Raw genomic sequence first — 23,708 nt, forward strand, 5'->3', positions numbered from 1 at the left:
GGGGTGCGCCTCGTGGTGGTGAGCGGTCTGTCCGGCGCCGGCAAGAGCGTCGCCCTGCACGCGCTCGAGGACCTCGGCTACTACTGCATCGACAACCTGCCCGCGGACCTGCTGCCCGCCTTCGCCGCGCAGATGGCGAGCCCCGAGAGGCCGGTCTACGAGAACGCCGCGGTGGGCATCGACGCCCGCAACCCCTCGCGGTCGCTGGAGCGGCTGCCCGGCATCCTGAGCGAGCTGCGTGCGAAGGGGATGGAGTGCCAGCTGCTCTTCTTCGATGCCGAGGAACCCATCCTCATCAAGCGCTACAGCGAGACGCGCCGGCGCCACCCGTTGACGAGCGGCGAGATCTCGCTGGCGGAGGCGATCGGCCGGGAGCGCGAGTTGTTGGAGCCGCTCGCCAGCTCGGCCGACCTGCGCATCGACACCAGCCTCACGAGCCTGCACCAGCTGCGCGACATCATCCGCCTGCGCCTGGTGAGCAGCCCGCCGGGGACGCTGTCGGTGCTGTTCGTTTCGTTCGGCTTCAAGCACGGCGTGCCGCGGGACGCGGACTTCGTCTTCGACCTGCGCTGCCTGCCCAACCCGCACTGGGAGCCGCACCTGCGCCCGTTCACCGGGCGCGACGCGCCGGTCGTCGAATACCTCTCCCGGGACGCCATGGTGGCGGAGATGGAGGCCTCCATCGCGTCCTTCCTGGAGACCTGGCTCCCGCGCTTCCAGGCCGAGAGCCGGCCCTACCTCACGGTGGCGCTGGGCTGCACGGGCGGCCAGCACCGCTCCGTGTACATGGCCGAGAGGCTCGCCGCGCGGTTCCGCCAGGACGCGCGCTGGTCCGTCATCCTCCGCCACCGGGAGCTCTCCTGACGCCACCGCGGTGAGCACCGCGGGGGCCGGGGCGGAGCCCCTATTTCCCCTCGGCCTTCATCTTCTCCAGGCGTTCCCGGGCGAGACGGCCCTGGGGGGTGGTGGGGTAGCGGGTTGCCACCTCTTCCAGGGCCTTCCTGGCGCGCTCGGTCTCGCCCGTCTCCGCGTAGATGAGTCCCATCTTCAGCTTCGCGTGGCTCACCTTGGCGCTGTCGGGGTAGGTCTGGACGAGCTTGTTGAACTCCGTCATCGCCGGCTGGAACTGGCGATTCACGTAGTAGCTCTCGCCGAGCCAGTACTGGGCGTTGTCCGAGTAGGGCCCGGAGGGGTAGGTCTTGAGAAAGGTGCCGAAGGCCTTGGATGCCTGGTCGTAGCGGCCTTCCTTGAGCAGGCCGAAGGCCTGCTGGTACTGGTTCTGCTCCTTCAGGGGGTCGGCCCCGGCGGCCGCGGCTGCGGGGGCTGCCGCCGCAGGCGCCGGCCCTGCAGAGGCTGCCGGCGCCGCGGAGGCTGTGGGCCCAGCGGCGGGTCCCGCGGCGGCCCCCGCGGAAGACGCCTGAGCCCCCGTGGCCCCGCTTGCGGCCCCCGCCGCGGGCCGCTGAGAGGGCGCGGTCCCGGAAGACGCGGCGCTCTCCGCGGCAGCGGAGCCCGCGCCCCCTTCCATCCGCTTCAGGCGGCGGTCGAGGTCGAGGAAGAGCTCCTTCTGGCGGCGGGAGAGGTCGGATACGGCGCCGGAGTGGTCCTCGACCTCCCCTCGCAGCTCGCGCACCTCACGGGTGAGCCGGTCGAGCCGGTCCAGGATGTCCACCAGGGTGTTGCTATCCAGCTGGCGCTCCAGGCGCCCGAGGCGGTCCTCGACCGACATGCGGCCCTGGGCCGGCGCGAGGCCGGGAGCCAGGGCGGCCAGCACCGCAGCGGACAGGGCCAGCAGCGGCCCGTAGCGGGTTCCGCGAGCCATCGTCAGCGCGACCCGTAGACGATCTCGACCCGCCGGTTCAGCGACCAGGCCGACTCATCGCCGCCGTCGGCGGCGGGCTTCTCTTCGCCGAAGCTCACCGCGCGCAGCTGATTGCCCCCGGCGCCGTAGGCGGTCATGAGCCGGCGCACCGCCTGGGCCCTGCGCTCGCCGAGACCGAGGTTGTACTCGCGCGAGCCGCGCTCGTCGGTGTTCCCTTCCAGGGTCGCGGCGGCGCGCTTCTCGGCGAGGTAGGCGGAGTGGGCCTCCAGCGTCGAGCGGTACTCTTCGCGCACCTCGTCACTGTCGTAGTCGAAGTAGATGACCCGCTTGGAGAGCGGGCTCGTCGGGTCGTCGACCGACTTGCCGCGCCAGCTCCCCGCGAGCCCGGAGGCCCCGGCGACACCACCGACACCACCGACACCACCGATTCCGCGAACGCGGCCCCCGGCCTCGTCCAGGCCGGAGGTCGAGACCGACGACCCCGCCGCCCGGTCTTCCACCGCGATACCTTCGTCGTCCTGGGTGCCCACGGTCTGGCACGCGGCCAGGGGGAGCAGCAGGGAGGCGACCAACAACGGCTTCCAGAATCTCGCAGACATGGGGTTCTCCTGGAGAATGTGGGTTTCAGTCGAGGAAAGGGGACCACGCGGGCTCGCGCACGGTGCCGGAGCTGACGCTGAGACGCTGGCGCACACGGCCGTCCACCGAAACGGCCTCGAGCGTTCCGCCGCGTCCGCCGCTGGCGTAGAGCACCATCGAGCCGTTCGGCGAGAAGCTCGGCGACTCGTCGAGCCGGGTTTCGGTGAGCACGCGCATCGCCCCGGTGTCGAGGTCCAGCAGGCCGATGCGGTAGCTCCCGCGTGCGCCGTGGATCATGGCGACCCGCTTGCCGTCGGGCGAATGGACCGCGCGTGCGTTGTAGTCGCCCTCGAAGGTGACTCGCCGGGCGGCCCCGCCCCCGCTCGCGACCCGGTAGATCTGGGGCTTGCCGCCCCGGTCGGAGGTGAAGACGAGCGAGCTGCCGTCCGGGGCCCAGTTCGGCTCGGTGTCGATGGCCGGGTTGTCGGTCAGGCGCAGGAGCTGGCGGGTGGCGATGTCGAGGACGTAGACGTCCGGGTTGCCGTCGCGCGAGAGCGTGAGGGCGAGGCGCGTCCCGTCGGGCGACCAGGCCGGGGCGCTGTTGATGCCTTCGAAGGCGGCGACGCGCTCGCGCCGCCCGCTCGCCAGGTCCTGGATGTAGACGGCCGAGCCGCCGTCCTCGAAGGAGACGTAGGCGAGCCGGCGCCCGTTCGGGGACCAGGCCGGGGACAGGATGGGCTGCCCCGACTCGAGGACGGTGTTGGGGTTGGCCCCGTCGCTGTCGGCAACCTCGAGCGAGTAGCGCCGGTTGCCCGTCGCCCCGCGGGACTCGGTGACGTAGGCGACGCGGGTGGCGAAGGCGCCCCGCTCTCCCGTCAGCTTCTCGTAGATCAGGTCCGCCACCTTGTGGGCGGCGCGGCGCAGGGTGTCGTTGCGCGCCGGTATGGCGTATCCGGCGAGCTGCTGTCCCTTGAACACGTCGAGGAGATGGAACTCGACGCTGTACGCACCGCCCTCGGGCCGAACCCGGCCGATCACCAGGTTCTCGGTGCCGAGCTTGCGCCAGTCGCCGAAGTCCACCTGGCTCGCCTCCGCGGGGCGCGCCGGCAGGTCGCGCTCCGCGATGGGTGCGAAGCGGCCGGTGCGGGCCAGGTCCGCTGCGACGACCTCCGCGACGTCCACGGGCAGCGACCCGGTGGCGGCGAACGGCACGATGGCGATCGGCTGCGCCCCCTCGGTGCCCTGGGTGATGCGGATCGTGAGAACCGCCGCGGCCTCCCGCGCGCCCGTGGTCAGCAGGGCCACGGCCCACAAGACTTGCAGTAGCGCTCTGCGCACTCTCATTTCTCCGGCTCGAAGCTGAACTCGATCTCCTGGGCGAACAACGAGGCGTCCCGCGGCCGCGGCAGGGGCGAAGCCTTCAGCACAGCCCTTTCGACCGACTGATCGAAGGCCGTGTTCCCGCTGCTCTGCACGACCCGCACCTCGACCACCTCGCCGCCGGGGATCTGGCGCACCCGCACCTTGCAGCTGAGGCCCTTCGACGCGCCCTGGGGCCGTAGCCACTGGCGCTGGACCTTGTCCTGGATCTGGGCGACGTACTCGTTGAAGGCCTGGGAGAGGAGCTGCTGGCGCTGGCGGCCGAGCTGGGCCTCCTCCTCGGCGATCGCGCTCTGGAGCGCCTGCTCCGCCCTCTGGCGCTCCCGGGCCTCTTCCACCCTGCGCCGCTCGGCTTCGGCCCGGCCGCGCGCCTCGTCCGCCTTCTTCCTCTCCTCTTCGGCGTGGCGCCGCTCTTCGGCGATGCGTTTCTGCTCCTCCTCGGCGCGGCGCTTCTCCTCCGTGAGGCGCTTCTGTTCCTCGGCGGCGTGGCGCTTCTCTTCCGCGACCCGCTTCTGCTCCTCCTCGACCCGCTTCTGTGCCTCCTGGGCCTTGCGCCGCTCTTCGGCGATGCGCTGCTGCTCCTCCTCGGCGCGGCGCTTCTCCTCCGTGAGGCGCTTCTGCTCCTCGGCCGCGTGGCGCTTCTCTTCCGCGAGCCGCTTCTGCTCCTCCTCGACGCGGCGCCGGTGCTCCTCCTCGGCGCGCTGGCGCTCCACGGTCGCGCGGCGCTGCTCCTCCTCCAGCCGCTTCTTCTCCTCGGCGGCGCGCTGGCGCTCGGCCTCGGCGTGCAAGCGCTGCTCCTCCGCCCGGCGGTGCTCGGCCTCGGCCTGCCGGCGCTGTTCCTCCGCCCGGCGCTGGTCCTCCTCGGCCGTGCGCTTGCGCTCCTCTGCCGCCTTCTGCTCGGCCGCGATACGCGAGAGCCGCTCCTCTCCGGTCCGGCGCTCCGCCTCGACCTGCTGCTGCTCCTCCCGGAGCCTTTCCAGCCGCTCGGCCTCGGCCTGCCGGCGGGCCTTCTCCGCCTCGGCCTCGCGCCGGGCGGTCTCGGTGCGCTCTTCCTCCGCCTCGCGCTGTTCCCGGGCTCGAGCCGCCTGTTCCTCCAGGCGGCGCTTGCGCTCCTCCTCGGCCTGGCGCTTGCGCTGGTCCTGGCTCTGCAGCTGCTGGAGCTCCTTGCGGACCTTCTGCTCGTCCACCGCGACGGCCTGCACCACCTCGGGCTGGGGGCTGCCGCCGGTGATCTTGGGGGTCCAGTCGAGGCTGAAGAGCAGCAGCGCGAGGAAGGCGAGGTGGACCAGAACCGCCAGGAGCCCCGACCGGATGCTGTCGAAGACGCCCCTGGCCATCACCGGCTCGACGGCTCGGCCGGCTCCGTCATCAGGCCGACCGTCGGGGCGCCCGCCTGTTGCAGGAGGGCCATCGCCCGCACCACCGTCCCGTAGGCGGCGTCGCGGTCGCCTTTGACGAGCACCGGAAGCCCCGGCTTGTGGCGCAGCAGCGCGCCTACGCGGTTCACCAGCGTGTCCCGGTCGATGGGCTGGTCCTGGCCCTCGCCGTAATTGACGAAGGTCCGGCCCTGGGAGTCGACGGTGACGATGAGGGGCTCCTCGCTCTGGCGCTCGATGGGCGCGGCGGCGGCCTGGGGAAGGTCGACCTTCACCCCCTGGCTGAGGAGCGGCGCCGTGACCATGAAGATCACGAGCAGCACCAGCATGACGTCGATGTAGGGCACCACGTTGATGTCCGACATGGGACGCCGCCGGCGGTAGCGCTGGATGGTGGCGGGGTTCGGCATGGCGCGGGGCTCGGGCCGGGGCGCGGAGCGCCCTCAGCCGTGAACCTGACGCTGGAGGATGGTGGAGAACTCCTCCAGGAACGTGCCGTAGCGGTTCACCAGCCGCTCCACGTCGTTGGAGTAGCGGTTGTATGCGATCACGGCGGGAATGGCGGCGAACAGGCCCACGGCGGTCGCGATCAGGGCCTCGGCGATGCCGGGCGCCACCATCGCCAGGGTCGCCTGCTGGACGTTCCCGAGGGCGCGGAACGAATTCATGATGCCCCACACGGTGCCGAAGAGGCCCACGTACGGGCTCGTGGAGCCGACGGTCGCGAGGAAGGAGAGGTGGGTCTCGAGGGTGTCGATCTCCCGCGACAGGGCGACCCGCATCGCGCGCTGGGTGCCGTCCAGGACCGCCGCCGGCTCGATGTTGGTCTGCTTGCGCAGCCGGGCGAACTCCTTGAAGCCGGCCTCGAAGATCCGCTCCATCCCCGCCGGGCTCTGGCGGCGCGAGGTGATCTTGTTGTAGAGCGAGAGCAGGTCCTTTCCGGACCAGAAGCGGTCCTCGAAGTCGTCCGCCGCGCGCCGGGCCGCGCCGAGCTGGCCGCGCTTGCGGAAGATCATGGTCCAGGAGGCCAGCGAGGCCGTGAGCAGGATGCCCAGGACGATCTGGACGAGGACGCTCGCGTTCGCGACCAGGGTGACGAGGGAGAGATCGGTGGTCAAACGCGCAGACCTCGCAGCAGGGCGTCCGGCATCGGGCGGGGGCGGAATCTCACCGCGTCCAGACAAGCCACCCGCACCTCACCGCGGCAGAGGAGCGTGTCCGGGTCGCGAGATACCGTCTGGGCCAGCTCGAGGCTGGCCGGTCCCAGGCGCACTAGTTTAACACCGACCGTGAGCCGGTCGTTGAGCCGCGCCGGCCGCAGGAACTCCAGGTGCGCCTCCACGACCGCGAACAGCACGCTCTGCTCGGAGTGGAGCACGTCCAGCTCGAAGCCGAGGGCGCGCAGCCACTCAGTGCGCGCGCGCTCCATGTACTTGAGATAGTTCGAGTGGTAGACCACCCCGCCGGCGTCGGTGTCCTCGTAGTAGACCCGCACCGGCCAGGTGAACCCGGGCGCGTCCCGGTCTTCCGCAGGTGATTCAGCCGCCATCCTCGTCGCTGCTCCGGGCCCCACGCTCGAAAAGGTCCAGCGTCTGGCGCGCCTCGCTCGCGGGAGGGGTGAGCCCGAAGTAGAGCCAGGCGTTCGCGGTGGCCATCCGCCCGCGCGGTGTGCGCATCAGGAAGCCCTGCTGGATGAGGTAGGGCTCGATGACGTCCTCGATGGTCCCGCGCTCCTCGCCGATGGCCGCGGCGAGGCTGTCGACGCCGACCGGACCGCCCTGGAACTTCTCCAGGATCGCAAGCAGCAGCCTGCGGTCCATGCCGTCGAGGCCCCGGCGGTCGACCTCGAGCAGCTCCAGGGCCTGGGCGGCGACCGGCCCTGTGATGGTGCCGTCGGCCCGCACCTCGGCGTAGTCCCGCACCCGGCGCAGCAGCCGGTTGGCGATGCGCGGGGTGCCCCGGGCCCGCCGGGCGAGCTCGGCGGCGCCGTCCGTGGCGAGGGCGACGCCCAGGATCCGCGCCGAGCGCTCCAGTACGGCCTGCAGCTCGCGCTCGTCGTAGAACTCCAGGCGCTGGACGATCCCGAAGCGATCCCGCAGGGGCGAGGTGAGGAGCCCCGCCCGGGTGGTGGCCCCGACCAGGGTGAACGGGGGGAGGTCGAGCTTGATGGAGCGGGCCGCCGGGCCCTCCCCGATCAGGATGTCGAGCTGGAAGTCCTCCATCGCCGGGTAGAGGACCTCCTCGACCACGGGGCTCAGGCGGTGGATCTCGTCGATGAAGAGCACGTCCCGGGGCTCGAGGCCGGTGAGCAGCGCGGCCACGTCGCCCGGGCGCTCCAGCACCGGGCCGGAGGTCTGGCGCAGCCCCACGCCCATCTCCCGGGCCACGATGTGGGCGAGGGTGGTCTTGCCGAGGCCCGGCGGGCCGAACACCAGCAGGTGGTCCAGGGCCTCGCCGCGCCGGCGCGCCGCCTCGATGAAGATGGCGAGTTGCTCCCGGACCGCCGGCTGACCGACAAAGTCCTGCAGGCGCAGCGGCCGCACGGCGCGGTCCAGCACCTCGTCCTGGCGGGTGGCCGCGGGCCCGACGAGTCTGCCGGTGGAGGGGGGCACGGTCACGGCGCGGCCCCCTTTCCGCCCGCGTCCGCCCGGGCCAGGGTGGACTGCAGCGCGGCGCGGATGATCTCCTCCCGGGCCATGTCGTCCCTCGCCACCGCGCGCACCCGCTGGCTCGCCTCCTGGGGCTTGAAGCCGAGCGCCACCAGCGCGCTCACGGCCTCGGCGCGGGCGTCCGCGGCGTCTGCCCCCGGCACCCCGGCGCGGGTGCCCGGTTCGAAGGCGGGCCCCGCCGCGCCCAGGCGGTCGCGCAGCTCGATGAGCAGGCGCTCGGCAGTCTTCTTCCCGATGCCGGGCACGCGGGTCAGGCTGGCCGCGTCCTCGGCGTGCACGCAGCGGGCGAAGGCGTCCGCGTCCATCGTGGAGAGCACCGCGAGCGCGAGCTTCGGACCCACCCCGCTCACCCGGATGAGGAGCCGGAAGAGGTCCCTCTCCGCCTCCCCGGCGAAGCCGAAGAGCAGGTGCGCGTCCTCGCGCACCACCTGGTGCGTGAACAGGGTGACCGGCTGCCCCGCCGGCGGCAGCTCGTAGAAGGTGGTCATGGGGGCCTCGAGCTCGTACCCGACCCCCTGCACCTCGACCAGCACCAGGGGCGGGCGCTTGGCCCGGACCACGCCCGACAGCCAGCCGATCACCGCAACCTCCCGGCCCGCCAGCCCCGGGTCGCGGGCAGGCGGGCGAGCGTGGTGCGGGCGTGGGCGTGGCAGAGCGCCACCGCGAGAGCGTCGGAGACGTCCTCCGGCATCGCCTCGCCGAGTCCGAGGAGCAGCCGGACCATGTGCTGGACCTGTCCCTTCTCGGCCCGCCCGTGCCCGGTGAGCGCCTGCTTGACCCGGGCAGGCGGGTATTCGAAGAGGGGCAGACCCCCCAGCACGCCCGCCAGCAGCGCGGCGCCCCGGGCCTGGCCGAGCTTCAGCGCCGACCCGGCGTTGCGGGCGACGAACACGTCCTCGATCGCGACCTCCTCGGGGCCGTGCTCGTCGACTACCCCCCGGATGCCCTCGAAGATCCACCGCAGCCTCTCCCCGAGGTCCCCCTCCCGCGGCACGATGCGCCCGCTCGCCAGGTGGACGGTGCGCTGGCCGTCGGAGTCGACGACGCCGAAGCCGGTGACGCGGGAGCCGGGGTCGATGCCGAGGATGCGGGTCAAGCCAGCTTCGCCAGGATCTCGTCCGGGATCTCCGCGTTGGAATAGACCTGCTGGACGTCGTCCAGGTCCTCGAGCATCTCGAGGAGCTTCATCATGCCCGCCGCGTCCTCGGCGTCGAGCACGGTCTGGGTCGAGGCCCGCATGGTGACCTCGGCGCCTTCGGGCGCCAGCCCCGCGCCGGCCATCGCGTCCTTCACCGTGCCGAAGGCCTCGGGGCTGGTGAGCACGTCGATGGAGCCGTCGGGGTTCACGGTCACGTCGTCCGCGCCCGCCTCGAGCGCGGCCTCCATCACGCGGTCCTCGCCGGTGCCCGCGGGGTAGCTGAGCTGCCCCACCTTGCGGAACAGGAACGCGACCGAGCCGTCCGTGCCGAGGTTGCCGCCGCACTTGGAGAAGGCGTGGCGGACCTCGGCCACGGTCCGCGTGCGGTTGTCGGTCATGCACTCGACCATCACGGCCGCCCCGCCGGGCCCGTAGCCCTCGTAGCGGATCTCGTCCAGCGTGGACCCGTCGGCCGCACCCGTGCCGCGCTTGATGGCGCGGTCGACGGTGTCCCGGGTCATGTTGTTGGACAGCGCCTTGTCGATGGCCGCCCGCAATCGCGGGTTCGACCCGGCGTCACCCCCGCCCTGGCGGGCGGAGACGGTGATCTCGCGGATCAACTTGGTGAAGAGCTTGCCGCGCCGGGCGTCTTGCGCGCTCTTGCGGTGCTGGATGTTCGCCCACTTGCTGTGACCGGCCATGGTTCTCGCAGTGCAGAGGTCGGAGATCGGCCACGAGTGTAGCACCGGGATTCCGGGTGCCCAACGCCCCGCGCGGGCCGGCGCAACCCCGTCCCCGCGGGGGTTCTCAGTGCCGGGTGGCGGAGCCGGCGGGCGTCCCCTCGCCGGCGAGCGCCGCCTCCACGTCCACCCGGTCGAACACGTAGCGGCGGTTGCAGAACTCGCAGGTGACGGTCAGCTCGCCGAGCTCCTCCAGCGCCTCCTCGAGCTCGGCGCGCCCGAGGCTTGCCAGGACGGTGCCGATGGTCTCCCGGCTGCAGGTGCAGTGGTAGGTGGTGCGCTGGGGGTCGAAGACGCGCACGTCCTCCTCGGGGAAGAGCGCGCGCCGCAGCTCGTCCAGCGAGAAATCGAGCAACTCCCTCGGCCGGACGGTGGCCGCGAGGAGCTGGATGCGGTTCCAGGCGTCGGGGTCGGCGCGCTGCCCGGGGAGGCTCTGCACCAGCAGTCCGGCGGCCCGCTCACCGTCGCAGGCGAGCCACAGGCGGGTCGGCAGCTGCTCGGACTGGTCGAAGTAGGTCTCGATGGCCTGGCCGAGGGACCCACCCGAGAGCGCCACCAGCCCCTGATAGCGCTCCTGGCCGCGGCCGGGGTCGATGGTGATGGCGAGGGTGCCTGTGCCGCACACGGTCTGCAGCCCTCCCGGCTCGACGGCGCCGGTCCAGCGGGCGAGCCCGCGCAGGCTGCGCTGGCTGGTGCACTGGGCCACCGCCAGGTGCACCGGGCCGCTCGCCTGGATCTGCACGATCAGGGAGTCGTGGGCTTTGATCGAGCCACTCAGGAGCGCCGAGGCGGCGAGCGTCTCGCCGAGCAACGCCCGCACGGGAGGCGGGTAGTCGTGGTTGTCGCGGATCGCCCGGTAGGTGGCGTCGAGGTGCACGAGCTCGCCGCGCACCGCGTTGTCCTCGAACAGGAAGCGCTGCAGGGTGTCGGGGGCGAGCATCGCGTCTCCAGGGTCCGGAGCAGGGTCCGGAGCGCCTCAGGCCGGGGGCGGCGTGAGGACTCGGATCCCCAGCTCCCGGAGCTGCAGGGCGTCGACCGGCGCCGGCGCCGCGGTGAGCGGGCAGGCCGCGGTCTGGGTCTTCGGGAAGGCGATGACCTCCCGGATCGAAGGCGCGCCGATCATCAGCATCACCAGACGGTCCAGCCCGAAGGCGATGCCCCCGTGGGGCGGGGTCCCGTAGCGCAGGGCGGTCAGCAGGAACCCGAACTTCTCCTTCGCCTCCTCCTCGCCGATGCCGAGCACCTGGAAGACCGCCTTCTGCATCTCCTCGCGGTGGATGCGGATGGACCCGCCGCCCACCTCGGTGCCGTTCAGCACCAGGTCGTAGGCGCGGGAGAGCAGGTTCCCGGGGTCCACGCCGACCTCCTCCGGCCCGTCCACTTTCGGCGCCGTGAAGGGGTGGTGGGTCGCGTACCAGCGGCCCTCCTTGTCGTCGCGCTCGAACATGGGGAAGTCGACGACCCAGAGCGGGCGCCAGCCGTGCTCCACGAGCCCCAGGTCCTCGCCGACCTTCAGGCGCAGCGCGCCGAGGGCCTCGTTGACGACCGAGGCCCGGTCGGCCCCGAAGAACACCACGTCGCCGTCCTCGGCGCCCGTGCGCGTGAGCACGGCCTCCAGCACGGCGTCGGGCAGGAACTTCACGATGGGCGACTGCAGCCCTTCGCGCCCGCGCGCCTTCTCGTTCACCTTGATGTAAGCGAGGCCCTTGGCCCCGTACACCCCGACGAAGCGCCCGTACTCGTCGATCTGGGAGCGCGGCAGGGCGGCGCCCCCCGGTGCCCGCAGCGCGGCGACGCGGCCCCGGGGGTCGGCCGCGGCCTGGGCGAAGACCTTGAAGTCCACGTCGCGCATCAACGCGGTCAGCTCGGTGAGCTCCAGCGGGTTGCGCAGGTCCGGGCGGTCGCTGCCGTAGCGCGCCATCGCCTCGCGGTAGGTCATGCGCGGGAAGGGGCTCGGCAGGGGTGCCTCGAGGACCTGGGCGAAGAGCTCGCGGACCATCCGCTCCATCAGCCCGGTGATCTCCGCCTCGCCCATGAACGAGGTCTCGATGTCCAGCTGGGTGAACTCGGGCTGGCGGTCCGCCCGCAGGTCCTCGTCGCGGAAGCAGCGCACCACCTGGTAGTAGCGGTCCGTCCCGCCCATCATCAGAAGTTGCTTGAACAGCTGGGGCGACTGGGGCAGGGCGAAGAACTCGCCCGGGTGGGTGCGGCTCGGCACCAGGTAGTCGCGGGCGCCCTCGGGCGTCGCCCGGGTCAGCATCGGGGTCTCCACCTCGATGAAGTCCTGGTCGTCCAGGAAGCGGCGGAGCGTGCGGGTGATCGCGGCCCGCAGGCGCAGGCGCCTCTGCATCTCCGGGCGGCGCAGGTCGACGTAGCGATAGCGCAGCCGCGTCTCCTCGTTGACGTCCTCCTCGTCGATCTGGAAGGGGGGCGTCTCCGCGCGGTTCAGCACCGTCAGCGCCTGGCCCAGCACCTCGACCTGGCCGGTGGCCATCTCCGGGTTCACGGTGCCCTCCGGACGGGGGCGGACCACGCCCTGCACCGACAGCACGTACTCGCTGCGAACCCCCTCCGCGGCGTGAAAGGCCTCCGCCGCCTCGGGGTCGAAGACCACCTGCACGATCCCGGCGCGGTCCCTCAGGTCGACGAAGATGATGCCCCCGTGGTCGCGGCGCCGGTGGACCCAGCCCGCCAGCGTGACGGCCTGGCCCACGTGCGATTCCCGGAGATCCCCGCAGTATTGCGTACGCATGAGTCCCTCACCCGATCGGTGCAGCGAAGCGCGGAAGAAGCGCGCAAGAAGCCTGTAATGGTAGGAGCCGGCCCGGGCCGCGGCAACCGCGCGAGCGGGCCCCCCGCAACGGGAGGGCCGCGGGGTCGGTGGGGGGTGAGGAGGCGTGCGTGACGGGAGTCCCAGGGCGAGGGGCCCCCGCGAGGCTCAGCCGCCGCTACCGGAGCCCGCTCCGGAGGACGAGTTGCCCTTCGTTCCCCCGGTGTCCTTCCCTTCCTTCGTCCCGGCCTTCGGGGGTTTCTCGGACCGGTCCGCGGGCCCCTTCCTGCCCCCCTTGTCCCGGAAATCCGTGACGTACCACCCCGTCCCCTTCAACTGAAACCCCGCGGCCGAGACCAGACGCCTCAGTTTCGGCTCGTGGCACTTCGGGCATTCCTTCAGGGGCTCCTCACTCATCTTCTGGAGCGTCTCGAACTCGTGGCCGCAGGCGTCGCAGGCGTACTCGTAGATAGGCATGGGAAGTTTGGGATCCTGACCGGATTGCTCGGCAACATAGGGTCGGCACCCTGGAAAATCAAGGCATGCCCTGCGTTTGCCATCGCCCGGCGCTCGGGTATCATGCTCGGCGCATGTCCGCGCGGGCCGTTAGCTCAGCTGGTAGAGCAGCGGATTTTTAATCCGTTGGTCGCAAGTTCGAATCTTGCACGGCCCACCAACATCGAAACCCCAAGCCTCGCCAACCGTCGCTCCCGACCTCGCTCCCTGAAACTGCCCCGAAGTCCGCAAAGGCCGCAACGCAGCCCGACAGGGTCCATGGGTTACGTAGCGCATCGCTCTGCTCGTTCAGGACACGCCGGCCACCATCGCCTCGAGCTCCCGCCAGCTCAGGAACAGGCGATTGGCGTGGCCCGGCAGTGGGCGGAAGTCCCAGCGCCGATAGAAGGTCTTCGCCTTCTCGTCGATGCAGTCGAGGATGACGGCGACCACCGGGAACGTGCGCCCGGCGTCGTGGCAGTCCCGCAGCGCCTGGGCGAGCAGGCGGCTGCCGAGCCCTTCCCCCTGCAGATCTTCGGCGACACCGAGCCACGCCAGTACGGCGACCGGCAGATTGCGCCGGGGAAGTTGTCGCGCCAGGTCGGGTGGCAGGTCACTGAAATCTGCCTGGGCGGTGGCGAGCGTGTAGAAGCCGGCGACGGCACCTTGTGGGTCGATGAGCACCCGGGTTGCCGACAGGTGTTTCTTCTGGCTCTGGAGGGCCCCGGTCGCGAGCCAGTGGTCGACCTGCGCCTGACCGCTTCGAAAGGAGGAACGGGGATGCCGGCGCTCGAGCGGCTCGACCTGGAAACCGGCGGGGAAACGGACCAACCCTACTCTCCCCGCATCAGCGCTCCGAGTGCCCGTTGCGCATCGGTCAGTCGTGGCGGCTCGGTGAGCGCCTGCCAGAAGGCGAGTTGCTCGTCGGGCGTCAACGCCACGACCTGATGCTCCGCCGCATCGAGCTCGCGCCGGGCCTGGGAGACGACGACCGACCGGACGTAGTCGCTGACGCTGACGCGCCGCAGCGCGGCGGCGCGAGCGATGCATTCCTTGCTCTCGGCGTCGACCCGAATCATGAGGTTGCTGGAAGCGGTGGCCATGGAAGCAGGCGTCGGATCAGGGGTCTCGTGGGATGGTATTGCAGATTGCAATACACCGCAAGGCCGGGTAAATTCATGCGCCCGGGTTCTGCGTGGAGGGAGCGATTCCCATGGGCCTCATCGGCGATGTCGTCGTCGGGATCCTGGCCGGCTGGGTGACCGGCATGGTGCGCCGGGGGCGCGGCTACGGCCTCGTCGGCAACCTGGTGGTGGGGGCCGTCGGGGCGTCGGTCGGCGGCTTCCTCGTCGGGATCGTCGGTTTCGAGCCCGACAGCCTGCTGACCGGCGTGATCACCGCGGTCGCGGGGGCCGCGGGGCTCCTGTATCTGGTCGACCGGGTCTGGCAGCGGGCCTTCCAGGGCGCGGACTGAGCCGAGGGCTCGAGCAAGGACCCGCAGTTCGGTCACCCATCACCAGGGGGTAGGGCATGACGACGAGCACGAGTACGAGCAAGAGCAAGAGCAAGAGCAAGAGCGGTACCCGCGACGCCGCGCCGACGAATGGCCCGCTCGGCGCCGCGGAGCTGCGTCAGGTGCACGCCTTCTGGCGTGCGTGCAACTACCTGGCCCTGGGGATGATCTACCTGCGCGACAATCCCCTGTTGCGCCGGCCGCTCGACCCCGCGGACATCAAGAACCGGCTGCTCGGGCACTGGGGCGCGAGCCCGGGCCTGTCGTTCGTCTACACGCACCTGAATCGCGTCATCCGCAAGCACGACCTGGACGTCCTCTTCATGGCCGGGCCGGGTCACGGGGCGCCGGGGGTCCTGGGGCCGGTCTGGCTCGAGGGGACCTACGGCGAGGTCTACCCGGAGAAGGGCTGGGGCGAGGAGGGACTGCGCACGTTCCTGCGGGACTTCTCGTTCCCTGGCGGGGTGGGAAGCCACTGCACCCCCGAGACCCCGGGGTCCATCCACGAGGGCGGCGAGCTCGGCTACGTGCTCTCCCACGCCTGCGGGGCGGCCTTCGACAACCCCGAGCTCATCGTGGCCGCGGTGGTGGGCGACGGGGAGGCCGAGACCGGGCCGCTCGCGACCTCCTGGCACATCGGCAAGTTCCTGAGCCCGCTGCGGGACGGGGCTGTGCTGCCGGTGCTGAGCCTGAACGGCTACAAGATCAACAACCCGACGCTGCTCGCCCGCGTGAGCCACGAGGAGCTGGAGGCGCTCTTCCGGGGCTACGGCTGGACTCCCCACTTCGTCGAGGGGTCCGAGCCCGAGGCGATGCACCAGGAGATGGCCGCGGTGCTCGACCGGTGCGTGGCGGAGATCCGCGCCGAGCAGGCGAAGGCCCGCGCGAGCGGCAAGGCCCACCGCCCGCGCTGGCCCATGATCGTGCTGCGCAGCCCCAAGGGCTGGACCGCTCCGGCGGAGATCGACGGGCACAAGGTCGAGGGCTTCTGGCGCGCGCACCAGGTTCCCATCACGGACCCGAAGACGAGCCCGGCCCACCTGCAGCTGCTGGAGCAGTGGCTGCGCAGCTACCGCCCGGAGGAACTGTTCGACGCGGACGGGGTCCCGGCGGCCGAGCTGCGGGCCTTTGCGCCGTCAGGCCCGCGGCGCATGGGCGCCAACCCCCACGCGAACGGCGGCATGCTGAAGCGGGCGTTGCGGATGCCGGACTTCCGGGACTACGCCATCGCGGTCGAGAAGCCCGGGACGGAGCGCCGGGAGAACACCCGCCCCCTCGGCGCGATGCTGCGCGACGTCATGCGCGCCAACCCGAACAACTTCCGGGTCTTCGGCCCCGACGAGAACACCTCGAACCGGCTCACCGCGCTCTACGAGGTGAGCAAGAAGCTGTGGCTCGCCGACCTCCTGCCGGAGGACGCGGACGGGGGCGAGCTCGCGACCGACGGGCGCGTGGTGGAGATGCTCTCCGAGCACACCCTGGAGGGGATGCTCGAGGGGTATCTCCTCACCGGCCGCCACGGCTTCTTCTCGACCTACGAGGCCTTCGCCCACGTCATCGACTCCATGTTCAACCAGCACGCCAAGTGGCTGGACATCTGCAATCACCTGTCCTGGCGCGAGGAGGTGGCCTCGCTCAACCTGCTCATCACCTCGACCGTCTGGCGCCAGGACCACAACGGCTTCACCCATCAGGACCCCGGCTTCCTCGACGTGGTGGTGAACAAGAGCGGCAAGGTGACGCGGATCTACCTGCCGCCCGACGTGAACAGCCTGCTCTCCGTCGCCGACCACTGCCTGCGCAGCGAGAACTACGTCAACGTCATCGTCTGCGACAAGCAGGCGCACCTGCAGTACCTCGGCATGGCCGAGGCCGTCGTGCACTGCGCGAAGGGCGTCGGGATCTGGCGCTGGGCGAGCACCGACGAGGGGGATGAGCCCGACGTCGTGATGGCGAGCGCGGGCGACATCACGACGCTCGAGGCGCTTGCCGCCACCGCGATGCTGCGGGGCGAGTTCCCGGACCTCAGGATCCGTTTCGTGAACGTGGTGGACCTCTTCAAGCTGCAGTCCGAGGGCGAGCACCCCCACGGGCTGTCGGACCGGGACTTCGACAGCCTGTTCACGGTGGACCGGCCGATCATCTTCAACTTCCACGGCTATCCCTGGCTCATCCACCGCCTCGCCTACCGGCGCACCAACCACAAGAACCTGCACGTGCGCGGCTACAAGGAGAAGGGCAACATCAACACCCCGTTGGAGTTGGCGATCAACAACCAGATCGACCGATTCAGTCTCGCCATCGACGTGATCGACCGCGTACCGCGCCTGCGCGTGGCCGGTGCCCACGCCAAGGAACGGTTCCGCAACTTGCAGATCGAGGCGCGCAACTACGCCCACGAGCACGGCGTGGACATGCCCGAGCACGCGAACTGGCGCTGGCCCCTGTAGCGGCCGGTGTGCCCGCGGGACCCGGGGGAGGGCCCCGCGGGAATCGATTGCGCGCCGCGAAGGCTCGCGAGAGCACGCCCTGCCAGAGCCCTCAGGTCATCGTTGCGAGGGTCTTGCGGAAGCGCGCGAGCGACAGGCTGAAGAGCGTGGCCCCGATCCCCACGAGCGCCAGGAACTGGGGCCAGACCACGGCGAGGCCGGCGCCGCGGAAGAGGATCGCCTGGGCGATCATCACGAAATGGGTGTTCGGCGCCGCCAGCATGAGGAGCTGCACGGCGTAGGGCATGCTCTCGCGGGGCGTGGTGCTGCCCGAGAGCGTCTGCAGAGGCAGCAGCACCAGCATCAGCAGGAGACCGAATTGCGGCATCGACCGCGCGACGGTGCCGAGGAAGATCCCCATCGAGGTCGTGGCGAAGAGCTGCAGCGCCGTGCCGAGGAGGAACAGGGGCACCGAGCCTTCGATGGGCACGCCGAGCAGGCCCTGCACGACGAAGAGGAGGGAGAGCGCCGAGACCACGAGCACGACCATCCCCATCGCCCAGACCTTGCTGGTCATGATCTCGAACGGGGTCACCGGCATGGCGAGCAGGTGCTCCACCGTGCCGTGCTCGCGCTCGCGGATGAGCGCGGCCCCGGTGAGGATGATCGACAGCATGGTGATGTTGTTGATCACCTCCATCACGCCCCCGAACCACGACTTGTCGAGCTCGGGGTTGAAACGCGCGCGCAGGGCGAGGCCCACCGCCGCCGGGGACTCCGCGCGGTTGCCCTGGACGAAGGCGCTCACCTCGCCCGTGACGATCGACTGCACGTAGCCGCTCCCGGTGAAGGCCTGGCTCATGCGCGTGGCGTCCACGTTGAGCTGTACGGTGGGGCCCCGGCCCGCGAGCACGTCCTGCTGGAAGCCCGGGGGGATGTTGAGGGCGAAGGTGTCGAGGCCCGCGTCCATGCGGGCGTCCATCTCGCGCTGCGTGATCAGTTGGGGCGGCAGGAAGTACGGGGGGTAGAAGGCGTCCACGATGCGGCGGGAGAGGGGCGAGCGGTCCTCGTCCACCACGGCGATGGGTGCCTTGCTCAGGGTCTCCGGCATCGCCGTGGCCGCCGTGTAGATGGCGAACGTGAACGCCTGCACGATCAGCACCAGCATCACGGGGTCGCGCCACAGGCTGCGCAGTTCCTTCGTTCCCAGGTAGAAGAGGTTGGCCACGGGCACCGTCAGCGCTCCTGTTTGCGCACCAGCGCGGTCGCCAGGGCGAGGAGCACGGGAATGGCGACGAGGAGGGGGACGAACGACGCACGCAGGTCCACGAAGCCGAGCCCCTTCGAAAAGGTGCCCCGCGCGATGGTCAGGAAGTGGGTGGTCGGGTAGAGCTCGCCGATCACCCGGCCGGCGCCCTCGAGGGCGGAGACGGGGTCGATCATCCCGGAGAACTGCACCGCCGGGAGGATGGTCAGCACCGCGGTCCCGAACAGGGCGGCGATCTGGCTGCGCACGAAGGACGAGACGACCAGGCCGAGCGTCGTGGCGGCGATGACGTAGAGGAACGCTGCGGCGCAGAGGGTGAGGAAGCTGCCCTTGATGGGCACGCCGAAGAGGAAGACCGCGAGCGCGGTGAGCAGCAGGAAGTTGAGGAGCGCGAGCAGCACGTAGGGGAGCTGCTTGCCCAGCAGGAACTCCAGGCGCGTGACCGGAGTGACGTAGAGATTGACGATGGACCCGAGCTCCTTCTCGCGCACCACCGAGAGGGCGGTGAGCATGGAGGGGATCAGCATGAGCAGCAGCGGAATCACCGCCGGCACCATCGCCGGCAGGCTCTTCACGTCCGGGTTGTAGCGAAAACGGGTCTCGACGTTCACGAGCGCCAACCCGGCGGAGCCGTCGGAGGACTCCCGGGCCTTCGCCGCGAGCCAGTGCATGTGCATGCCCTGCACGTAGCCCTGCACCGTCTCGCCCCGGGTCGGCATGGCCCCGTCGATCCAGGCGCCGATCTCCACCGGGCTCCCCCGGGCGAGGTCGCGGGCGAAGCCGGAGGGGATCTCGATGGCGAGGCTCAGTTCTCCGGTGCGCATGCGGTGGTCGAGCTCCGCGTGGTCGGAGAGGGGCGGGCGCTCCAGGAAGTAGCGCGAGCCCGAGAGGTTCAGGATGTAGTCCCGGCTGAGGGTCGTCTGGTCGCGGTCGAGGGCCGCGAAGTTGAGGTCCTCCACGTCCATGTTGATCCCGTAGCCCATCACCAGCATCAGGATGACGCTGCCGAGGCCGGCGAGCGTGAGGCGGACCGGGTCGCGGCGCAGTTCCAGGGCCTCGCGGCGGGAGTAGCTGAGGAGGCGCCGCAGCCCGAGCGCAGCGCGGGCGACGGGCCCCGGCAGCGCAGGGCCGCTCCCGGCCGGCAGGGCCCCAGGGACGGGTGGCAGGCTCCCCGGCTGCAGCGCCCCCTGGTCGGGGGACGCATCCGCGCTTGGCCGTGCCCCCGGGACGGGCCCGGTCGCGGGCGCCGGCGCCGGTGACTCGGGACCCTCTTCGGCCACCACGTCCTCGAGGTACCGGATGAAGGCCTCTTCGAGGGTGTCCACGCCGCGTCTCGCGAGGAGGGCGGCCGGCGTGTCGCTCACCAGCACGCGGCCGGCGTGCATGAGGGAGATCCGGTCGCAGCGCTCCGCCTCGTTCATGAAGTGGGTGGAGACGAAGATGGTGACGTCGTCCTGGCGCGCCAGGTCCAGCATGATCTGCCAGAAGGCGTCCCGGGCGACGGGGTCCACGCCGGAGGTGGGCTCGTCCAGGATGAGCATCTCGGGCCCGTGGATCATCGCGACGGCGAGCGAGAGGCGCTGGCGTTGGCCGAGGGGCAGCGCGCCCGGCAGGCTGTCGAGGATCTCCGACAGCCCGAAGCGCCGGGCCATCTCGTCGAGCCGCGCGCCGATGAGCCCCTCGGCCATTCCGAACAGGCGCGCGTGCAGCTGCAGGTTCTGGCGCACGGTCAGCTCCCCGTACAGGGAGAAGGCCTGGGTCATGTAGCCGACGCGCCGGCGGGTGTTGATGTCGCGGGGGTCCACGGGGTGGCCGAAGAGGCGGGCCTCGCCCTCGCTCGGAGGGAGGAGGCCCGTCAGCATCTTCATGGTGGTGGTCTTGCCGCAGCCGTTGGACCCGAGGAAGCCGAAGATCTCGCCGCGCCGGATGCGGAAGCTCACGTGGTCGACGGCGACAAAGTCCCCGAAGCGCATGGTCAGGTCGCGGGCCTCGATCGCCGCCTCGCCGTCGGTCGGCTGGGCGTGGGGCGTGATCACCACGGGGCGGTGGCCCTCCCGCTGCTCGGGCGGCAGCAGGGCGATGAAGGCCTCCTCCAGAGTCGGTGCCCCGGTGCCCGACAGCAGTTCGGCGGGGGTGCCGGCGGCGAGCACCTGGCCCGCGCTCATGGCCGCCAGCCAGTCGAAGCGCGCGGCCTCTTCCATGTAGGCGGTGGCGACGAGCACGCTCATGCCCGGGCGGTGCGCGCGGATGCGCCCGATGAGCTCCCAGAACTGGCGCCGGGACAGGGGGTCCACGCCGGTGGTGGGCTCGTCCAGGATGAGCAAGTCGGGGTCGTGGATGAGCGCGCAACACAGCCCGAGCTTCTGCTTCATGCCGCCCGAGAGCTTGCCTGCGGGGCGGTCCGCGAACGGAGCGAGGGCGGTGGCCTCGAGGAGCTCGGCGATGCGCCGCTCGCGCTCCTCGCGCCCGTGCCCGAAGAGGCGTGCAAAGAACTCGACGTTCTCGAACACCGAGAGCGTGGGGTAGAGGTTCTTGCCGAGCCCCTGGGGCATGTAGGCGATGCGGGGCAGGAGTGCGGTGCGGTACTCCTCCTCGGCGATGTCGCCCCCGAGCACCTCGATGCGCCCCGCCTGGAGCGCGCGGGCCCCCGCCACCAGCGACAGGAGGCTGGATTTGCCCACGCCGTCCGGGCCGATCAGACCGGCCATGCACCCGGCGGGGATGGCGAGGCTCACGCCCCCGAGCGCGACACGCTTTCCGTAGCGCAGGCCGACGCCGCTCAGCCGGACCGCAGGCGCCGGGCCCGGGGGCTTCGCGCCCCGCGTGGCGCCGGGGCCGCTCATCGCACCAGGTTGCGCTCCAGATGCTCGGGCCACGGCACGCCCGGGTCCAGCTTCACGTGGGCCATGCCGGGGAGCCCGGTCTTCACCTGGGTGATGCGGCGCTGCAGGAGCTCGATGGGGATCCGCGCCCGGACCCGGAACATGAGCTTCTCCCGCTCGCTCGCAGTCTCCACGGTCTTCGGCGTGAACTGGGCCTCGGAGGCGACGAAGGAGACCTCCGCGGGCACCACGTAGTCCGGGGCGGCGTCGAGGACGAGGCGTGCCTCCGCGCCGAGGGCCACGCGCCCCGCGGCCGCCGTCGGCAGGAAGAACGTCATGTACACGTCGCTCAGGTCGATGAGATTCAGCACCCGGCCCCCGGCGCCCAGCACCTCGCCCACCTCGGCCACCCGGTACTGGACGCGCCCGGCGCGCGGCGCCTTGAGCGCGCTGTCCGCGATGTCCGCCTGGATGCGCTCGACGCTGGATTGCGCGGCCGTGATGCTGGACTCCGCGCCGCTCACCTGGGACTGGGCGGTGGCGATGGCGGCGTCCGCAGCGGCCACCTGGGCCCGCGCCGCGCTGACGCCCGCCGACGCGCTCAGCACGAGGCCCCGGTGCTCGTCGGCGTCCTGCTGCGACCCGGCGCCCCGGGTGGCCAGGGCCGCGGACCTGCGCGAGCGCTTCTCCGCCACGTCGAGCTCCGCTTCCCGCTGGTGCACGGTCGCGATGGCCGCAGCCTTCTCCGCCTCACGCTGCGCGAGCTGGCTGCGCGCCGTGGCGGCGGCGCTGCGCGCCTGCTGCAGCTGGGCCTCGGCCTGCCGGCGCTGCGCCTCGAGCACCTCGGTGTCCATCCGCGCGACCACCTGGCCGGCGGTCACGAAGTCGCCCTCACGCACCGAGACCTCCACGATGCGCCCGGCAACCTTGGTGGCCACGTCGATCTCGACGGCCTCGATCCGGCCATTGCCGCTGGCGATGCCCTCGTTACCGTGGTTGGCGCCGTAGCGCTCCCAGGCGCTGAGCGCCGCGAGCCCCGCGACGGCCAGGACTGCCAGGCGAACCCACCATTTCCGGCCCTGCGCGGTCATCGCCCCCTGTCCTGTCGCGTTGCAGCTGCCCTGGCGAAGCCCCGCCCCGTGGCGCGGGGAGCCTTGGACGCCAAGTTCGTTTCCATGCTAGCATAAAAAGAGCACTCAATCCACATTCCCGGCCCCCCGCTCGCGGCATCGTGCCCGTGAAGGCGGGCGGGCCGCTTGCTCGTTTCCGCGGAGAAGCCAACCCAATGCAAGCCGGTCGCCGAATGCCCTCGACCCTGCTGTTTGCCGCCGGATTGGGCACCTTGCTCCTGGCGGCCTGCGACCGCCCGCCCCGGCAGGCCGCCAGCCCCGCCGGCGCGGCGCCGCCGCCCGCCGTCACCGTGCTGAAGGCGCAGCTTGAGTCCGTGCCGCTGGTGACGGAGCTGCCCGGGCGGACGGCGGCGCGGCTCATCGCCGAGATCCGGCCCCAGGTGACCGGCATCATCAAGGAGCGCCCCTTCGAGGAGGGCAGCGAGGTCAAGGCCGGCCAGCTCCTCTACCAGATCGAGCCCGCACCCTACCAGGCGGCCTTCGACAGCGCGAAGGCCAACGTGGAGCGTGCCGAGGCGAACCTCGTCGTCGCCCGCCTCAAGGCCAAGCGCTACGCGGGGCTGGAGAAGAACGACGCGGTCAGCAAGCAGGCCAACGACGAGGCCGTGGCCGAGGCGCAGAAGGCCGAGGCCGAGCTCGCGGCGGCCCGGGCGGCCCTGGACAAGGCGGGCATCGACCTGAACTTCACCCGGGTGCGCTCTCCGATCGCCGGGCGCATCGGGCGCTCGGCAGTCACCCCCGGGGCGCTGGTCACGGCGAACCAGGCGATGGCCCTCGCCACGGTGCAGCAGCTCGACCCGATCAACGTGGACCTGACGGAGTCGAGCGCGGAGCGCCTGCGCATCGAGCGCCAGCTGGAGTCCGCGAAGCTGCAGCGCGCGGAGGGCTCGACCGTTCCAGTGCAACTCGTGCTGGAGGACGGCTCGCTCTACGGGGTGGAGGGAAAGCTCGCGTTCTCCGAGGTCTCGGTCCACGAGGCGACGGGCACGGTGACGCTGCGCGCCGTCTTCCCGAACCCCGAGCGGCGGCTGCTCCCCGGGATGTACGTGCGGGCGCGGCTCTCCCACGGGTTGAACCGGCAGGCAGTCCTCCTGCCCCACGCGGCGCTGACCCGCAATCCCCGCGGCCAGGCCCAGGTCATGGTCGTCGGCGCCGAGGAGAAGGTCGAGGCGCGTAACGTGGACGCGGAGCGCTCCCACGGCGAGAAGTGGGTGGTGACGGCCGGGTTGCAGGCCGGGGACCGTGTCATCGTGGAGGGTCTGCAGAAGGTGAGGCCGGGCGCCGTGGTCAAGGCCGAGGAGGCTGGTGCGCCCAAGCAGGCGGAGCCAGCGCCTCCCGGCGCGGCGGCGCGCTGAGGTAGGACGAAATGGCACGCTTCTTCATCGACCGCCCGATCTTCGCCTGGGTCCTGGCCATCGTCGTGATGCTCGCGGGGGCGCTGTCGATCCTGACCCTCCCGGTCGCCCAGTACCCCGCCATCGCCCCGCCCACCATCGCCATCAACGCCAGCTACCCGGGGGCGTCGGCGAAGACGGTCGAAGACTCCGTGACCCAGGTCATCGAGCAGAAGATGACCGGCCT

General features: G+C 71.4%; 24 protein-coding genes and 1 tRNA gene. 6 read left to right on the forward strand and 19 right to left on the reverse strand.

From position 1 onward, the window contains the following. The first annotated feature begins 3 nt into the window (after positions 1-3). Positions 4-864, forward strand: coding sequence for an RNase adapter RapZ (gene rapZ / locus KA217_10390; GenBank protein ID MBP7712850.1), 861 nt, complete (start codon positions 4-6; stop codon positions 862-864). Between the two features lie 40 nt (positions 865-904). Here the strand turns inward: rapZ and ybgF are convergent, their stop codons facing one another. The 14 genes from ybgF to KA217_10460 form a co-directional block, all read right to left on the reverse strand. Continuing rightward, entirely contained in the window at positions 905-1,819 is a 915-nt protein-coding gene (gene ybgF, locus KA217_10395) for a tol-pal system protein YbgF (protein MBP7712851.1), read from the reverse strand. A gap of 2 nt (positions 1,820-1,821) precedes the next feature. Then, on the reverse strand, positions 1,822-2,418 hold the full coding sequence (locus KA217_10400) for an OmpA family protein (protein ID MBP7712852.1): 597 nt from the start codon (positions 2,416-2,418) through the stop codon (positions 1,822-1,824). 25 nt (positions 2,419-2,443) lie between these two features. After that, the gene (tolB, locus tag KA217_10405; protein MBP7712853.1) at positions 2,444-3,742 is read right to left on the reverse strand and encodes a Tol-Pal system beta propeller repeat protein TolB; all 1,299 of its coding nucleotides are present in this window, start codon (positions 3,740-3,742) and stop codon (positions 2,444-2,446) included. Then, complete coding sequence (gene tolA, locus KA217_10410) at positions 3,739-5,115, reverse strand: cell envelope integrity protein TolA (GenBank protein MBP7712854.1); 1,377 nt, start codon at positions 5,113-5,115, stop codon at positions 3,739-3,741. Before tolA ends, tolB begins: the two co-directional genes overlap by 4 nt. Beyond that, positions 5,115-5,546, reverse strand: coding sequence for a protein TolR (gene tolR, locus KA217_10415; GenBank protein ID MBP7712855.1), 432 nt, complete (start codon positions 5,544-5,546; stop codon positions 5,115-5,117). Before tolR ends, tolA begins: the two co-directional genes overlap by 1 nt. 51 nt (positions 5,547-5,597) lie before the next feature. Then, positions 5,598-6,272, reverse strand: a complete 675-nt coding sequence (tolQ, locus tag KA217_10420; protein MBP7712856.1) for a protein TolQ — start codon at positions 6,270-6,272, stop codon at positions 5,598-5,600. Further along, positions 6,269-6,703: a tol-pal system-associated acyl-CoA thioesterase gene (gene ybgC / locus KA217_10425; protein MBP7712857.1), complete on the reverse strand. Its 435-nt coding sequence runs from the start codon at positions 6,701-6,703 to the stop codon at positions 6,269-6,271. The genes tolQ and ybgC overlap by 4 nt, the downstream gene beginning before the upstream one ends. Continuing rightward, positions 6,693-7,766, reverse strand: a complete 1,074-nt coding sequence (gene ruvB, locus KA217_10430; GenBank protein MBP7712858.1) for a Holliday junction branch migration DNA helicase RuvB — start codon at positions 7,764-7,766, stop codon at positions 6,693-6,695. Before ruvB ends, ybgC begins: the two co-directional genes overlap by 11 nt. Before the next feature lie 2 nt (positions 7,767-7,768). Then, positions 7,769-8,404 (reverse strand): Holliday junction branch migration protein RuvA, encoded by a 636-nt coding sequence (gene ruvA / locus KA217_10435; GenBank protein ID MBP7712859.1) that lies wholly within the window; start codon positions 8,402-8,404, stop codon positions 7,769-7,771. Further along, positions 8,401-8,919 (reverse strand): crossover junction endodeoxyribonuclease RuvC, encoded by a 519-nt coding sequence (gene ruvC / locus KA217_10440; protein MBP7712860.1) that lies wholly within the window; start codon positions 8,917-8,919, stop codon positions 8,401-8,403. Before ruvC ends, ruvA begins: the two co-directional genes overlap by 4 nt. Further along, positions 8,916-9,662 (reverse strand): YebC/PmpR family DNA-binding transcriptional regulator, encoded by a 747-nt coding sequence (locus KA217_10445; GenBank protein ID MBP7712861.1) that lies wholly within the window; start codon positions 9,660-9,662, stop codon positions 8,916-8,918. Before KA217_10445 ends, ruvC begins: the two co-directional genes overlap by 4 nt. A 106-nt stretch (positions 9,663-9,768) precedes the next feature. Further along, a complete protein-coding gene (gene hslO, locus KA217_10450) occupies positions 9,769-10,641 on the reverse strand; it encodes an Hsp33 family molecular chaperone HslO (protein ID MBP7712862.1) in 873 nt (290 codons plus the stop codon). Positions 10,642-10,677: 36 nt separating this feature from the next. Further along, positions 10,678-12,453, reverse strand: a complete 1,776-nt coding sequence (gene aspS, locus KA217_10455; GenBank protein ID MBP7712863.1) for an aspartate--tRNA ligase — start codon at positions 12,451-12,453, stop codon at positions 10,678-10,680. A gap of 186 nt (positions 12,454-12,639) precedes the next feature. After that, on the reverse strand, positions 12,640-12,948 hold the full coding sequence (locus KA217_10460) for a zinc ribbon domain-containing protein (GenBank protein MBP7712864.1): 309 nt from the start codon (positions 12,946-12,948) through the stop codon (positions 12,640-12,642). A 123-nt stretch (positions 12,949-13,071) separates the two neighbouring features. Between KA217_10460 and KA217_10465 the strand changes: the two genes are divergently transcribed. Then, a tRNA-Lys gene (locus tag KA217_10465) sits at positions 13,072-13,147 on the forward strand. A gap of 128 nt (positions 13,148-13,275) precedes the next feature. Here the strand turns inward: KA217_10465 and KA217_10470 are convergent. Beyond that, a complete protein-coding gene (locus KA217_10470; protein ID MBP7712865.1) occupies positions 13,276-13,797 on the reverse strand; it encodes an N-acetyltransferase in 522 nt (173 codons plus the stop codon). A 2-nt stretch (positions 13,798-13,799) separates the two neighbouring features. Next, entirely contained in the window at positions 13,800-14,069 is a 270-nt protein-coding gene (locus KA217_10475) for a DUF1778 domain-containing protein (protein MBP7712866.1), read from the reverse strand. A gap of 110 nt (positions 14,070-14,179) precedes the next feature. Here KA217_10475 and KA217_10480 point away from each other — a divergent pair, with 110 nt between their 5' ends. Continuing rightward, positions 14,180-14,440 (forward strand): GlsB/YeaQ/YmgE family stress response membrane protein, encoded by a 261-nt coding sequence (locus tag KA217_10480; GenBank protein ID MBP7712867.1) that lies wholly within the window; start codon positions 14,180-14,182, stop codon positions 14,438-14,440. 56 nt (positions 14,441-14,496) lie between these two features. After that, positions 14,497-16,929, forward strand: coding sequence for a phosphoketolase family protein (locus tag KA217_10485; protein MBP7712868.1), 2,433 nt, complete (start codon positions 14,497-14,499; stop codon positions 16,927-16,929). Between the two features lie 91 nt (positions 16,930-17,020). Here the strand turns inward: KA217_10485 and KA217_10490 are convergent, their stop codons facing one another. From KA217_10490 to KA217_10500, 3 genes are read right to left on the reverse strand one after another with little or no spacing between them, the layout of a single operon-like run. After that, positions 17,021-18,142 (reverse strand): ABC transporter permease, encoded by a 1,122-nt coding sequence (locus tag KA217_10490; protein MBP7712869.1) that lies wholly within the window; start codon positions 18,140-18,142, stop codon positions 17,021-17,023. Positions 18,143-18,144: 2 nt separating this feature from the next. Then, complete coding sequence (gene rbbA, locus KA217_10495; protein MBP7712870.1) at positions 18,145-21,018, reverse strand: ribosome-associated ATPase/putative transporter RbbA; 2,874 nt, start codon at positions 21,016-21,018, stop codon at positions 18,145-18,147. Further along, on the reverse strand, positions 21,015-22,088 hold the full coding sequence (locus KA217_10500) for an HlyD family efflux transporter periplasmic adaptor subunit (GenBank protein MBP7712871.1): 1,074 nt from the start codon (positions 22,086-22,088) through the stop codon (positions 21,015-21,017). Before KA217_10500 ends, rbbA begins: the two co-directional genes overlap by 4 nt. Before the next feature lie 212 nt (positions 22,089-22,300). On the opposite strand from KA217_10500, the gene KA217_10505 reads away from it, so the two are divergent. Continuing rightward, the gene (locus KA217_10505) at positions 22,301-23,482 is read left to right on the forward strand and encodes an efflux RND transporter periplasmic adaptor subunit (protein ID MBP7712872.1); all 1,182 of its coding nucleotides are present in this window, start codon (positions 22,301-22,303) and stop codon (positions 23,480-23,482) included. 11 nt (positions 23,483-23,493) lie between these two features. After that, positions 23,494-23,708: efflux RND transporter permease subunit (locus KA217_10510; protein MBP7712873.1), on the forward strand; the 215-nt coding region annotated here is incomplete at its 3' end.

Source organism: Gammaproteobacteria bacterium, from assembly GCA_017999615.1.
GTDB lineage: Bacteria > Pseudomonadota > Gammaproteobacteria > JAABTG01 > JAABTG01 > JAGNLM01.